Raw genomic sequence first — 13,960 nt, forward strand, 5'->3', positions numbered from 1 at the left:
GTCTCAACGTGCATAACCCTACGTTAAATCAGGGCGCTGCCGCACCCGATAGCGAAACACCGTGCAGCGTTGCCAGCACAGACAGAAGCGGCACACCGCCAAGTTGCGCTGCGCCATCTCTGACTTGCAAAGGAACGCTCAACGGCCCCTCTGTGCCGCCAGTGCGCTGCTCGAGTTGATCGGTTAGTTTGGACAAAAGCGCTGTCTGCGCCGGATTTAGGGTTTTGTCCTGCTGCAGGCGCGCCAGAAAGGGTCGCCAGTTACTCAAAGTCAGCCACGTCTCGCCCAGCGGTGCGCCTCCGGGGGCCATGATCAGTCGCCCCGACCATGCAATTCCCAGACCGCGCCAGCGTCCACCTACATGCTGCACCAGAATTTCCGCGTAACCGGGCGCGGCTCCAGAAGGCGGTGACTGCGAAACCGAGGGAGGCCGGGGATCCGTCACCCCATGATCGGACGATTCAGACTGGTCCTTAGGTGTCGAACCCATCGCACCGTCAGCTCTCTCCCTCCCGCCCAGATTTCCAGCATCTGAAGTCGGTGGACCATTGGAAGCCGTCTCATCTGGCGACCACAGCGCCGCAAGCCTCGCCGTCGGACCGGGGATGGAGACCGCGCCCTGCACATCGTCCACGCTGTCCGCCCAGGGCGCCACCACGACGCGTTGGGCAGCAAAAGACAGAGCAAGGGCGCTGGCCTGCGCATCCGCGTGGCCATTCCAGACCAGCTTCCCGCTCACACCCCGTGCGGTAACCCGATGCGCTTCCGCCACGCCGCGTTGCGGCACCAGATGCAAAAAGTCCGTGTGGAACTGAAGAGTGCCAGCCTGCGCCGCACGTATAGGCAGAGAAATCTGCACAGGCGCGCCATCTGTTTTAAGCAGGAGATACCCCGACTTTTCGCCGCCCGCAGACTCCTGTTCTGCTTGCACAGCCAGTGCCTGCCCACCCTCCAGCATGCCCTGCACTGTCAGCGGATGCCATGGAGCCAGATCCAGCACAGCATGACGCACAGCATAAGACGGGCCGTCCTGCCCGGCAGGCGCGCCGCACGTTACCTGCACCCCCTCCAGCGACACCTGCGCCCGAAAGGGCCAGCCGCCCCGTTCTTTGTGCTGAAACACCACCGGACAGCCGACAGACTGCGGCGCGCCTTCTCCACCGCTATTACTGGCACTGGCACTGGCACTGGCAAGTCGATGCTCCAGAAACTGAACGCCACCCCACCACAGCAGACTATCCAGCGCGAGCACACTCACACCGGCACAGGCCAGCAGTCCTAAAGATTTACGCATTCAGCCCCCGCCCAGACGAAGCGCTGGCATAGACAGAAAAGGCCGGAAAAGCCGCACTCAAAAGCGTCCCAGCTTTGTATAACCCATCTTCTGCACTAGCCTTTGCAGAATACGACGTGGGCGCGTTGCAGGATGTTTGCGCAGGACGACATCGCAATACATATATTCCTGAAGCGCAAAAACGACCATTTCCCACCCATGACGCAGCATGAACTCATGGGCCGCCTGAATGACGCCGTAAGGGCCGCCACCATCCGCCATGATGTAATCATTAAGGATCAGCAGGCCGGTATGCGGTTTCAGCTTGCGCTCGCATAGCTCCAGATCCCGCACAACGGCCTGATAATTGTGGTCGGCATCCAGATAAATCACGTCCACACCATGGTCTGGCAACTGGTCCAGCATCACGCCACTATCGCCCGCCAGAACCTTGACGCGCCCGCGCGCAATCTCTTCCGCAAAGCGGGCTTCATAGAAAGCCTGCTGCGTTTTATTATCGAACATTTCAGCAGACGGGCGGCCCCAGACTTCCGGCAGTTCATGCACATTGAAAATATCCAGCGCGTAAAACTGCCGGGGTTTGCAGATATCAAGAATTTTCTGTGAGAAATCACCCGTCATTACCCCTACTTCCGCAATCACAGCGTTTTTGGGCAGAAGCGGCAAAATATCATCCCGGTTCGGCAGCATCCGGACATTGCGCAATAAAAATGCTGGAAGGGGTGCTGCGGGCATCATCTGAGACATGAAAAACTCTGGCTGAGCGAAGAAGACGCTCAGCTTACCAGACTTTCATGTCCCCTCAAATGCAGGCCCATATTCGCGAGATTCCGCTACAGGAACTGCCAGCGCCCCACTGATTTTTCGGAAAAGCCGGCATTTCGTCCACATTGGTCTACCGTTCCTGCAAGGGGCAGAGCGTCTGAATTGTGTTTCAAAAATGACAGTTTTCAGACAGTCCTTCATAAAAATTTAAAAATTGAAACAGGCTTATTTTTCAAGGACTTTCTTGATTTTCAACAAAAATCTATTTCGTTTCTCTGCCAGTATTCAGACTACTCTTTACTGGAATGCCACAGAAAAAAGGATGTTTTACCTGCGGCACTTCAAAGCACCGCCTCCGGCATCCACAAAGTTATCCACAGGATAGACTGACTTATCCCCGCCCTCAGACCACTTTACCCTCTACAATCCGGTCCTGCGCGGCAAAGTCCTGCTCCAGCCCGCGCCAGCTCTTTTCAATCTCACCCAGTAAAAGCTTCCTGTTCATGGGGGCCAGAGGTTTGCCAATGGCAACATGCAGCACGCCGGAGCGCTTGAGGAAGGCATTGCGGCCCCAGAACAGGCCGGAATTGGTCGCCACCGGCACAACCGGTAATTTGGCATGGGCTGCCATGGCCGCAATACCGGGTTTGAGCGCCACATGCTCGCCGGGGGCGGTCCGGGTGCCTTCCGGGAAAATGATAATCTGCTTACCTGCCGCAACCGCTTTTTCCGTCTCGCTCAGCAAGGCCCGCATGGCCTTGGCTCCGGCCGCGCGCTCAATCGGCATCATACCCGCCAGAATCAACATCGGCCCCAGCAGTGGAATGCGGCGCAGCTCGCCTTTCATAACGTAGGACGGATACGGCACCAGCAGCATCCAGATCAGCGTATCAAAGGCGGACTGATGCTGGGAGGCAATCAGCAGGGGGCCTCCACCTGCCGCGGCCAGATTCTCAAGCCCTGTAATACGCACATCCACCCCGCAGATATCGCGGAACAGCATCAGCACCAGCCGGCTCCACAGCTTGGCGTAAGGCAGCGCCAGACGCTTGGCGAACCAGCGAATGGGAAACGCGCCAACCCCCATAATCACGGTCAGCACAAAGGCCATAACATTGAACAGGATGGAGCGAAGCAGAGCCATAAGCGAGCCAGACCAGCAAAATTCAAAGGGATAATCTGCCCTGTGGAGACCAGAAAACAGGCCGTCTTGCAAGCTGTGCCCCAGCTTTACGCATCAAGGATGCGGGTTACGGCTGGCCTGCCCGCCTCCCACCCTGTATAGAAACCCTCGATTTTGATCAGGAAGCAGGACAATCATGACCGATTACAAGGTTAAGGACCTCTCGCTCGCAGAGTGGGGCCGTAAAGAAATTTCCATCGCAGAAGGCGAAATGCCGGGCCTGATGGCGCTCCGCGAGGAATACGGTGCCAGCCAGCCGCTGAAGGGCGCACGTATTGCGGGCTGCCTGCACATGACCATCCAGACCGCCGTTCTGATTGAAACGCTGACGGCTCTGGGTGCCACGGTGCGCTGGTCTTCCTGCAACATCTTCTCCACGCAGGATCAGGCTGCGGCTGCCATTGCTGCTGCCGGCATCCCCGTGTTCGCCTGGAAAGGCCTGACGGAAGACGAATTTAACTGGTGTATTGAGCAGACCATTCAGGGCCCCGATGGCTGGACCCCGAACATGATTCTGGATGATGGCGGTGACCTCACCGTTATGATGCACGACCAGTTCCCGGAACTGCTGAAGAACGTTAAGGGCCTTTCTGAAGAAACCACAACGGGTGTGCATCGTCTGTGGGAAATGCAGAAAAAAGGCACGCTGAAGGTTCCGGCCATTAACGTGAATGACAGCGTCACCAAGTCCAAGTTCGACAATCTGTATGGTTGCCGTGAGAGCCTTGTTGACGCCATCCGCCGTGGCACGGACGTGATGATGGCTGGCAAGGTTGCCGTTGTTGCTGGTTATGGTGACGTGGGCAAAGGCTCCGCTGCCTCCCTGCGCAACGCAGGCTGCCGCGTGCTGGTAACGGAAGTTGACCCGATCTGCGCTCTGCAGGCCGCCATGGAAGGCTATGAAGTTGTGACCATGGAAGAAGGCGCCCCCCGTGGCGACATCTTCGTGACCGCAACCGGCAACGTGGACGTCATCACGCTGGACCACATGCGCGCCATGAAGCACCGCGCGATTGTGTGCAACATCGGCCACTTCGATTCTGAAATTCAGATCGGTGCCCTGCGCAACTTCACGTGGGACAACATCAAGCCGCAGGTGGACGAAGTTGTGTTCCCCGATGGCAAGCGCCTGATCATCCTGTCCGAAGGCCGTCTGGTGAACCTCGGCAACGCCACAGGCCACCCGTCCTTCGTGATGTCTGCGTCCTTCACCAACCAGACGCTGGCGCAGATCGAACTGTGGACAGCTCCGGAAGGCAAGTACGAAGCCAAAGTCTACACCCTGCCCAAAAAGCTGGATGAGAAAGTGGCCTTCCTGCACCTGGCCAAGGTTGGCGCGCAGCTGAGCAAAATGTCTCAGAAGCAGGCTGACTATATTGACGTGCCGGTTAACGGCCCGTTCAAGCACGAAGAATACCGCTACTAAGACGACCCCGGAGCAGAGCAGCCGCCCCTAGCCTTCCGGCTGGCGGCTGCTTCCCTCCCCCGCATTACCCTGCTCTGCCCATCTGGCAGGCAGGGAATGCTTCCCAGATATGCAAATCGTTCATCACACTTCTTTGCAACCATTCCTATTGGTGTATGGTTTGTAAGAAGATGATTCAGTATGCGGACACGCTTTCGTGTTGGCAGCTGAGCGTTATCTGCTGCGAAAGGACTTTTTAGAATGAGCATTTTCGGCACCATTCTCTCCACCATTTTCCACCGCGCCAATGCGGCTACGCCGTCTGCCGCTCCGGCTGACGCACCTGCCACGCAGGCTGCTGCACCGTCTGCTTCCCCGGAAGCCGCTGCTGCCGCTGCCCCGGCTGCTCCGGTGGACATTGATGCCGTTCTGACCGGTCTGGCTGCCCAGAACGGACAGAACCTCAACTGGAAAGAGTCCATTGTTGACCTGCTGAAGCTGCTGGGCCTGGACAGCTCTCTGGACTCCCGCAAGAAGCTGGCTGGCGAACTGGGCTACACGGGCGATACCAATGATTCCGCCAGCATGAATGTCTGGCTGATCAAGGAAGTTCGCGCCAAACTGGCTGCCAACGGCGGCAAGGTTCCTGCTGGTCTGTAAGTCTTACAGCCAAACGGACACAAAAAAGGCGTGCGGGGGAAACCTCGCACGCCTTTTTCTATGGAAGACCGGGCATCTCGCAGCCCGGGCCACCCAGTGTCTTTTAGCTATGAGTTTGCGCTGCGTGATGCGTTGCGGCGGTCTTGTTCTCGCTAATATTCACATGCGCCAGTTCAGGCCGGTTGGCACTGTCCACCACAATCACAGCAGAGCCTGCCAGCGGAGACGCCACACGGTCTGGCCGCAACAGTGCGCGGAAGCGATTGTCAATTACCGCCATCTGCTCATCCTCCACATCAATCAGCCCGTGCTTGTCGATAAACACATTCAGGGATGATGGGATACGGATACAGCCCTCGGACGCCACATGGCCCAGACGGCTTTCCAGATAGACCGGGTCCGTTGCATGCATTTCCAGTCGGATCTGCCCTTTTTCACGCGGCACAGGCAGCCAGCCTTTTTCGGCCCATTGCCAGCCGAAATCCCACACCCGCATGCCCTTGGTGCCGTTCCCCATAATGCCGTTCTCGTTCTTGGTGCCCAAAGCCCGATAGCCGAGAATATCCGCCGTATTGTTAAACACGCCGGTGGGGGTGATGTAGTAAAATTTCCGCCCGGTTGTGCCGGTGGAAACCTTGGTGCTGCCAATGACCTGCCAGTCTGACTGCCCCGGCAGGGCCAGCATCAGGCACATGCGCTGCACGGCAGGGTTCCGGTCCACCACCAGCACCACCTGCGGGCGGTCCAGCGGGAAAGACGCCTGCTGGATCTGTTCCTGCGCCAGCATAATCCATGCGGCTTTTTGGGCTGATGAGACTTTAAGCGCCACGGGCACTTCATGCCGGAATGCACTGTTCAGCCGCGTGGCTTCCGCCCGCGCATCGTCCTCATTCAAAACCGGGATCTCCGGCAGTGGCGGCGCTTCTTTCAGCACCGGCTCCGCCGGAGTGAGCGTGGGGGACGGTGCCCCTTCCTGATCAGGCTGTGCGGGCTGAACGCTTGCCTGCCCGGGCGATGGAACAGGATCGGAAGACCCTGTTCCCGCTGCGTATGCCAGTCCCGGCACAAGGAGCAAACTGCCGGCTATAAAAAGAAGTGTCGGACACCTTGCCCCTGACATACCAAGTCTCTCCTGACTAATGATCAAAAGAGATTATGGCATTCCTTCCCGCAGGAAGGAAATCGTCAAATATTGATGGAGCGATTATCTGCACCCAGAGCTGCTTCCTTCACAGCTTCACTCAGCGTGGGGTGAGCATGGCAAACCCGACCGATATCCTCAGCGGACGCACCAAACTCAATGGCCATGGTGGCTTCGGCAATCAGCTCACCCGCACACGGGCCGATGATATGCACGCCCAGAACGCGGTCTGTTTTCTCACAAGCCAGCACTTTGACGAATCCGTCCGTCATGCCCAGCGCCCGCGCACGGCCATTGGCCATGAAGGGGAATTTGCCGATTTTGTAGCCGGTGCCCTTTTCCTTGAGTTGCTCTTCCGTGAAGCCCACGGAGGCCACTTCCGGCCAGGTGTAGATCACGCCCGGAATGGCATCGTAATTCACATGGCCAGCCTGCCCGGCCAGAATTTCGGCCAGAGCAACGCCTTCTTCCTCAGCCTTGTGCGCCAGCATCGGTCCGGCAATCACGTCGCCAATGGCGTAGATGCCCGGAATGTTGGTGGCAAAGTGAGCGTCAGTCACTACGCGGCCACGTTTGTCCAGCTCAATCCCGGCTTCTTCCAGCCCCATGCCTTTGCTGGCGGCAGTGCGGCCGACAGCCAGCAGCACAATGTCAGCTTCCAGCGTTTCGGCTGCGCCACCTGCTGCGGGTTCAACCGTCAGCACCACGCCTTTTTTGGTTTTTTCGGCCTTGGTAACCTTATGGCCCAGCTTGAGCTTGAAGCCCTGCTTGACCAGCAGCTTCTGGAACTGCGAGGCGACCTCGTTATCCGTGCCCGGCACCAGACGGTTCAGATATTCAATGACCGTGACTTCTGCACCCAGACGCTGCCAGACGCTGCCCAGTTCCAGACCAATCACGCCGCCGCCAATCACCACCAGACGCTTGGGTACTTCGGAGAGTTCCAGCGCACCGGTTGAGGTGACGATAGTTTTTTCATCCACCTCAATGCCCGGCAGGTTGGCGCTGTCACTCCCGCTGGCGATGATGATGTGCTTGGCCGTAACCGGCTTGCCATCCACCGTAATGCGGCCCGTGCCTTCAACCTTGCCGTGGCCTTTCAGCCAGGTGATGCCGTTTTTCTTGAAGAGGTATTCAACACCCTTCACGTTCGCGCCGACAATATCGGCCTTACGGGCCTGCATGCGGGCGAGGTCCAGCTTCACGCTGTCAATCACCACGCCGTGCGCTGCAAAATCATGGCCTGCGGCATGGTAGTTTTCAGAAGACTGCAACAGCGCCTTGGACGGAATACACCCCACGTTCAGACATGTGCCGCCCAGTGTGGCGCGTTTTTCCACGCAGGCCACTTTGAACCCAAGCTGCGCAGCGCGAATGGCGCACACATAGCCACCGGGGCCAGCGCCAATCACCAGCACATCATAATCTGTTTCGGCCGGAGCTTCTGCCTGCGCCACAGCGGGTTTAGCTGCCGCTGCGGGCTGAGCCGCAGGCTTGTCCGCTTTTGCTGCCGCCGGAGCCGCCTTGGCCGGTGCAGACGCACCAGCAGCACCCTGCTCCAGTGTTGCCAGCACAGCCCCCACGTCCACTTCATCCCCTTCTGCAACCGCGTGCGCAGCCAGCCGACCATCCGCCGGAGCGGGCACTTCCACGCTCACCTTGTCCGTTTCCAGCTCCACAACCGGCTCATCCGTTTTCACGGCATCGCCCGGCTGCTTCAGCCATTTCCCCACGGTGGCGGTAGTAACACTCTCTCCAAGGGACGGAACTTTGATTTCAATCGGCATGGCTTTGCTCTCGTTCGCATTCAGGGGTCAGAAAAAGAAAAAGGCTGGCCGACTATGTTCCGGCCAGCCCTGAGCAGTCTCAGACGTCAATCAGAAGACGACGCGGGTCTTCCACATTCTGCTTGATGCGGACGAGGAAGCTGACCGCCTCCTTCCCGTCCACAATGCGATGATCATAAGACAGCGCGGTATACATCATCGGGCGGATCACCACCTGGCCGTTCACTGCCACCGGGCGTTCCTGAATGGAGTGCATGCCCAGAATACCGGACTGCGGTGCATTCAGAATAGGGGTGGACAGCAGAGAACCGTAGATCCCGCCATTGGTGATGGAGAACGTGCCACCAGCCAGATCATCAATCTTCAGCGTGCCTTCACGCGCAGCTTTACCAAAACCGGCAATGGTTTTTTCAATTTCGGCATAGCCCAGCTTGTCGGCGTTTTTAATAACCGGCACGACCAGCCCGTTCGGGCCACCCACGGCAATCCCGAGATTGACGAAGTCACGATAAATCACGTCATCGCCGTCAATTTCAGCATTAATGGCCGGGAATTCTTTCAGGGCCGCAATCACAGCGCGGGAGAAGATGGACATAAAGCCCAGCTTCACACCATGCTTTTTCACAAATGCGTCCTGATATTCCTTCCGCAGCGCCATGGCTTCGGAGAGATCAACCTCGTTAAAGGTCGTCAGAATAGCAGCGGTGTTCTGCGCATCTTTCAGGCGGCGGGCAATCGTGCGGCGCAGGCGCGTCATCTTCACGCGTTCTTCACGCGGGTCATCATTACGGGCCGGTTTGGGGGCGGCAGGAGCCTGAGCCACCGGCGGCTGGGAGAGGAAGCCCAGAACGTCGCCTTTGGTAATCCGTCCATCCTTGCCGGTGCCGGAGCCAAGCTGGTCTGCGCTCAGGCCGTTTTCCGCCATTATCTTGCGGGCAGCAGGCAGAGCCGCAGCCGCATCCACTGCGGGGGCAGCGGCCGGGGCGGCTTTGGGGGCTGGTGCTGGTGCGCTCGGCGCGGAGGCAGCCGGGGCGGCCTTCTTTTCAGCCGGAGCGGCTTTGGCTGCGGGCTTGGCGGCACCTGCGGCACCGGGTTCCAGTGTCGTCAGCAGCGCGCCGACTTCCACTTCATCCCCAACCTTGGCCACTTCCGAGCCCAGTACACCAGCCTGCGGTGCCGGAACTTCCACGCTCACCTTGTCGGTTTCCAGCTCAACAATCGGCTCATCAGCCGCCACGGTGTCCCCTGCTTTTTTCAGCCATTTGGCCACCGTAGCCGTTGTTACGCTTTCACCCAGTGTCGGCACCTTGATTTCGACTGACATCCTATGTCCCCATTTCCTTCAAACACTCCCCGGCAGATCGGTCTGTTTTTTAAAATCTGCCGGGCTGTCATGCCTGCCGTTATGCGGCAGGCGGTCTTTTCAGATGGTCTGTTTTCAGTCCGTTTTTTTCAAACCCAAGGCCCTTTCCACAAGGTTCGCCTGTTCTGCCGCATGGATGCGCGCCAGACCTGTGGCCGGGCTGGCCGCTGCGGCACGCCCCACATAACGCGGGCGACCCGCCTTATGCTGTGCGGCCTGCAACGAGCCCTCAATCCGACGATCCACAAAATGCCAGGCCCCGCCATTTTCTGTTTCTTCCTGGCACCAGATCACTTCGGCTTCAGGATAACGCTTCAGCTCGGCGGCGAGGGCTGCTTCCGGGAACGGGTAGAGTTGTTCCAGACGCAGGATCGCCACATCTTTCAGCTTGTTATCGCGGCGTGCCGCCAGCAGGTCATAATAGACCTTACCAGAGCAGATGACGACGCGTTTGATGCTGGCATCAGGCGCCATGCCGTCCAGTTCCGCATCATTCACATCCGCCAGCACCGGCTGGAAGCGCGTGCCCGGCCCGAAGTCGGACAGAGCAGAGACCGCCAGCTTGTGACGCAGCAGAGATTTCGGCTCCATCAGGATCAGCGGCTTGCGATACTCCAGCTTCAACTGGCGGCGCAGAGCGTGGAAGTAGTTGGCCGGGGTCGTGATATTGCACACGAACATGTTGTCTTCAGCGCAAAGCTGGAGATACCGCTCAAGCCGTGCGGAAGAATGTTCCGGCCCCTGCCCTTCGTACCCGTGCGGCAGCAGCAGAACCAGACCGGACATGCGCAGCCACTTGGTTTCCCCCGAGGCGATGAACTGGTCGATAATCACCTGTGCACAGTTGGCAAAGTCACCAAACTGCGCTTCCCACAGCACCAGCGTTTTCGGGTTACGCAGGGAGTAACCATACTCAAAGCCCAGCACGCCATATTCCGAGAGATGGGAGTTCCAGATCTCGATTTTGGCCTGATCGTCTTCAATATGGTTCAGCGGTGTAAACGGCGTCTGGTTTGTCTGATCAATCAGCACCGCATGACGCTGGCTGAAGGTGCCGCGCTGGCAATCTTCACCCGAGAGACGCACACGGTGGTTTTCCACCAGCAGCGAGCCAAAGCCCAGAGCCTCACCGGTTGCCCAGTCAAACCCTTCACCGGAGGAGAACATTCCCGCTTTTGCTTTAAGCTGACGCGCAATTTTGGAATTAAGGTCAAAATCATCCGGCACTTTGGTAATGGCCGCCCCAATTTTCTGGAGCGTTTCAACAGCCACACCTGTTTCCGGATAAGCGGCATCCACTTTGCCCGATGTCGGGGCGATCAGGCCGGACCAGCCACCTTCCAGCCAGTCTGCCTTGTTCACCTTGTAGGACTGAGCGGCCTTGTAGTCTTCATCCAGCTTCTGGAAGAAGGCATCCCACTGGGCCTTCACGTCGTCTTCCGTCACAACACCAGCAGCAACAAGGCGTTTTGAATAAAGCGTGTGCGGCGTTTCATGGTTCGCAATCGCTTTATACATTACCGGCTGCGTGAAAGCGGGCTCATCCGTTTCATTGTGCCCGTGGCGACGGTAGCAGACGATATCCAGAACGATGTCACTGGCAAAAGCCTGACGGTAATCTTCTGCCAGACGGGAGGCGTAAATCACTGCCTCGGCGTCATCACCATTCACATGCAGCACGGGGGCTTCAATGGCTTTGGCAACGTCGGTGCCGTAAATGCCGGAATGGCCGTTTTTCGGGTCGGTGGTAAAGCCCACCTGATTGTTCACCACCATATGGATGGTGCCACCCGTGCGGTAACCGGGAAGCTGGGACATGGAGAGGGTTTCATACACCAGCCCCTGCCCTGCAAACGCGGCGTCACCATGGATAATCACGCCCATATGGCCGGTGCGGGTTTCCGTATCGCCCGCATCATCCTGAATGGCGCGCACTTTACCGCATACCACAGGGTCAACCGCTTCCAGATGGGACGGGTTGGGTTGCAGCGCGATATGGACGGACTTACCGCTGACTTCCACATCCGTGGAGGAGCCGAGGTGATATTTCACATCGCCTGAGCCAGCCACATCATCCGGTTTGAAAGACCCGCCGGCAAATTCATTGAAAATGGCCACATACGGTTTGCGGACCACATTCACCAGCGTGTTCAGACGCCCACGATGCGCCATGCCGATGGTGACAGAGGTCACGCCCTGTGCGGCGGCCTGATCAATAATGGCGTGCAGGGAGGGGATGGAAATTTCCCCGCCTTCCAGACCAAAACGCTTCGCGCCCACGTAGCGTTTCTGGCAGAAGCTTTCAAAACCTTCGGCTTCCGTCAGGTTTTTCAGGATGGCTTTCTGCTCATCCACCGTCACCTGCGTGCGCCACTGGTCGCCTTCCAGCCGGGTGCGGAGCCAGTCACGCTGCTCGGCGTTGCGGGCATACATGTATTCCGCGCCGATGGTGTCGCAATAGACCGCACGCAGCGCGTCTACCACTTCGCTCACTTTGGCGGTGGTGCGGCCTTTCAGTAGCGGTGCCATCAGGGAGCCGATAAAGACCTCGCGGCCCAGATCTTTCTGCGCAAAGCCATACGTGGCCGGGTCCAGTTCCGCGGTTGCATGGGGTTCATGCAGGCCCAGCGGGTCCAGCCGGGCTTCCTGATGCCCATAAACGCGGAAGGCGCGGATCAGCCGGGCAATGGCCAGACTGTCCGTTGCGGCCAGCCCACCTGCGGGGCTGCCTGCCACACCTTTGGCCGGTGCTGCCGGCTCTTCCCCCGTAATGATGGACGGGCGCGGGGCCCAGGAGGCTCCCACGGCGTCTTTCAGCACAGCGGCTTCATCATCATCCAGAGAGCCGAAAAGCGTATCGAATGACGGATCAACGCTTTTGGGGTCCTGCGCCCAGCGGGCATACAGGTCCGCCAGATACGCGATATTCGCTCCGTTAAGCGCGGTTGTCAGCACGTCTGAAGCTGCCATGATCAGAGTCCTCCCTGCTGCCGGGCAAGCCCGTTCTGGCAGCCAGCGGTTGTGTTAGTCCCGAACGTAAGCCGGTTCATTTTTTCTCTCACCCTGCGGCGTCGCAGGGTGCCCTGCCCGCATAGTCTGAATTCCGTGAGGCTGAAGACCTTACTGCCCTCAGCCGCTCTGATGATTTTGCTAGACCGCGCCAGAAGCGGGGACAAGAGAGCCGGCTGTCACGGTGTGGAGAGGCGATGCGCGGCCTGTGCAGCCGCCGCCCCACGCGCCAGCCAGCTTTCACTTCCCATCTCTGCGAGGCGTGATGCGGTACGGGCAAACGCGTCAGATCCCTCACCCGTGGTAAAAAGCTGGTCAGGTGCTGCTTCTGCCGAGGCAAAAAGCAGGTTTCCGTTATCGTATAGCGCATCTACGAGGGTAATAAACCGCCGGGCGAGATTGGCCTCGTCCTGCCCCATGCTGGGAATTCCGTCGATAATCAGCACGGGGAAGCGTCTGGCCAGCGCCAGATAATCGTTTGGCCCGCGCGGCGTGCCACACAAAGAGTTGAAATCGAACCGGGCCACGGAACCCGCTGCCTGATCGACCTCAAACGTCCGCCCACTGAATTCCAGCGTGACCGGTGCGGCCTTCTCGCCCTCCGCATAGCGGGTGAAAATAGCGTCCAGCCGGGCACGCGCCTGTGCATCTGCGGGAACCAGCCATGTCTCCCGGTCCTGCTGCCGCCCACGCCGGTAATCCCGCTGGGAGTCCAGTTCCACCGTATCCAGCTCCCGCCGGATGATGGCGATAAACGGTTTGAAGGCATCCGCCCCGGGGCGGTTCTGGAACAGCTCACCCGGCTCGGTGTTGGATGTGGCGACAATGACCACACCCTGCGCAAACAGGGCTTCAAACAACCGCCCCAGAATCATGGCATCGGCAATGTCATTGACCTGAAATTCATCAAAGCACAGCAGCCGGGCGCGGGCGGCAATGGCGGCGGCCAGCGGCGGGATAGGGTCCGTCATGCCGGGGTTGGCGGCTTTCAGGTCATGCAGTTTCTGATGCACATCCTGCATGAAGCGCAGGAAATGGATGCGCTCCTTTTTCTGCACCGGCGCGCAGCTGAAGAACAGGTCCATCACCATGGTTTTGCCACGGCCAACCCGCCCCACAATATACAGCCCGCGCGGACGCTGCGGCGGAGCCTGTGGCTTCAACCTGCGTGCAAGGCCCGCCAGCAGCCCGCCCTTAGCGGGTGGGGCCGTTGGCGGCATGGTGGCCAGCTCGTGCCAGAGCTGGTCCAGCCGGTCCACCACGCGGGCCTGATCCGGATCATTCTTCAGGTCTCCGGAGGCAATACGCTCCCGGTAGACAGCAAGAGGCCCGCGCCCGCTTAAAGACGAGGCC

At 58.9% G+C, this 13,960-nt stretch carries 10 protein-coding genes; 2 read left to right on the plus strand and 8 right to left on the minus strand.

Translation table 11 applies throughout. The features are described from left to right. Window positions 1–28: 28 nt before the first annotated feature. The 3 genes from AD930_RS17220 to AD930_RS17230 all read right to left on the minus strand — a co-directional run bounded on the left by AD930_RS17220 (window position 29) and on the right by AD930_RS17230 (window position 3,203). Window positions 29–1,294: a DUF2125 domain-containing protein gene (locus tag AD930_RS17220; protein ID WP_061507150.1), complete on the minus strand. Its 1,266-nt coding sequence runs from the start codon at window positions 1,292–1,294 to the stop codon at window positions 29–31. A gap of 57 nt (window positions 1,295–1,351) precedes the next feature. Then, on the minus strand, window positions 1,352–2,041 hold the full coding sequence (locus tag AD930_RS17225) for a class I SAM-dependent methyltransferase (RefSeq protein WP_061507151.1): 690 nt from the start codon (window positions 2,039–2,041) through the stop codon (window positions 1,352–1,354). Window positions 2,042–2,462: 421 nt separating this feature from the next. Next, window positions 2,463–3,203, minus strand: a complete 741-nt coding sequence (locus AD930_RS17230) for a lysophospholipid acyltransferase family protein (protein ID WP_061507192.1) — start codon at window positions 3,201–3,203, stop codon at window positions 2,463–2,465. Window positions 3,204–3,378: 175 nt separating this feature from the next. Between AD930_RS17230 and ahcY the strand changes: the two genes are divergently transcribed. Beyond that, window positions 3,379–4,668, plus strand: coding sequence for an adenosylhomocysteinase (ahcY, locus tag AD930_RS17235; protein WP_043552099.1), 1,290 nt, complete (start codon window positions 3,379–3,381; stop codon window positions 4,666–4,668). Window positions 4,669–4,908: 240 nt separating this feature from the next. Then, the gene (locus tag AD930_RS17240; RefSeq protein WP_043552098.1) at window positions 4,909–5,307 is read left to right on the plus strand and encodes a DUF3597 domain-containing protein; all 399 of its coding nucleotides are present in this window, start codon (window positions 4,909–4,911) and stop codon (window positions 5,305–5,307) included. A 103-nt stretch (window positions 5,308–5,410) separates the two neighbouring features. Here the strand turns inward: AD930_RS17240 and AD930_RS17245 are convergent, their stop codons facing one another. The 5 genes from AD930_RS17245 to zapE all read right to left on the minus strand — a co-directional run. Beyond that, window positions 5,411–6,427 (minus strand): L,D-transpeptidase, encoded by a 1,017-nt coding sequence (locus AD930_RS17245; RefSeq protein ID WP_061507152.1) that lies wholly within the window; start codon window positions 6,425–6,427, stop codon window positions 5,411–5,413. Window positions 6,428–6,492: 65 nt separating this feature from the next. After that, window positions 6,493–8,235 (minus strand): dihydrolipoyl dehydrogenase, encoded by a 1,743-nt coding sequence (gene lpdA, locus AD930_RS17250; protein ID WP_061507153.1) that lies wholly within the window; start codon window positions 8,233–8,235, stop codon window positions 6,493–6,495. A gap of 79 nt (window positions 8,236–8,314) precedes the next feature. Further along, complete coding sequence (gene odhB, locus AD930_RS17255; protein ID WP_061507154.1) at window positions 8,315–9,559, minus strand: 2-oxoglutarate dehydrogenase complex dihydrolipoyllysine-residue succinyltransferase; 1,245 nt, start codon at window positions 9,557–9,559, stop codon at window positions 8,315–8,317. Window positions 9,560–9,673: 114 nt separating this feature from the next. Further along, window positions 9,674–12,568: a 2-oxoglutarate dehydrogenase E1 component gene (locus AD930_RS17260; protein ID WP_061507155.1), complete on the minus strand. Its 2,895-nt coding sequence runs from the start codon at window positions 12,566–12,568 to the stop codon at window positions 9,674–9,676. A gap of 218 nt (window positions 12,569–12,786) precedes the next feature. Then, the coding region (zapE, locus tag AD930_RS17265; RefSeq protein WP_061507156.1) for a cell division protein ZapE at window positions 12,787–13,960 on the minus strand (1,174 nt) is incomplete at its 5' end.

This window comes from Acetobacter malorum, assembly GCF_001580615.1.
GTDB classification, from domain to species: Bacteria; Pseudomonadota; Alphaproteobacteria; order Acetobacterales; family Acetobacteraceae; genus Acetobacter; species Acetobacter malorum.

What these genes read in the sequence shown, in the direction of transcription:
- AD930_RS17220 (WP_061507150.1), bottom strand. Translation starts at nt 1,294, where the DNA reads ATGCGTAAATCTTTAGGACTGCTGGCCTGTGCCGGTGTGAGTGTGCTC.
- AD930_RS17225 (WP_061507151.1), bottom strand. Translation starts at nt 2,041, where the DNA reads ATGTCTCAGATGATGCCCGCAGCACCCCTTCCAGCATTTTTATTGCGC.
- AD930_RS17230 (WP_061507192.1), bottom strand. Translation starts at nt 3,203, where the DNA reads ATGGCTCTGCTTCGCTCCATCCTGTTCAATGTTATGGCCTTTGTGCTG.
- ahcY (WP_043552099.1), top strand. Translation starts at nt 3,379, where the DNA reads ATGACCGATTACAAGGTTAAGGACCTCTCGCTCGCAGAGTGGGGCCGT.
- AD930_RS17240 (WP_043552098.1), top strand. Translation starts at nt 4,909, where the DNA reads ATGAGCATTTTCGGCACCATTCTCTCCACCATTTTCCACCGCGCCAAT.
- AD930_RS17245 (WP_061507152.1), bottom strand. Translation starts at nt 6,427, where the DNA reads ATGTCAGGGGCAAGGTGTCCGACACTTCTTTTTATAGCCGGCAGTTTG.
- lpdA (WP_061507153.1), bottom strand. Translation starts at nt 8,235, where the DNA reads ATGCCGATTGAAATCAAAGTTCCGTCCCTTGGAGAGAGTGTTACTACC.
- odhB (WP_061507154.1), bottom strand. Translation starts at nt 9,559, where the DNA reads ATGTCAGTCGAAATCAAGGTGCCGACACTGGGTGAAAGCGTAACAACG.
- AD930_RS17260 (WP_061507155.1), bottom strand. Translation starts at nt 12,568, where the DNA reads ATGGCAGCTTCAGACGTGCTGACAACCGCGCTTAACGGAGCGAATATC.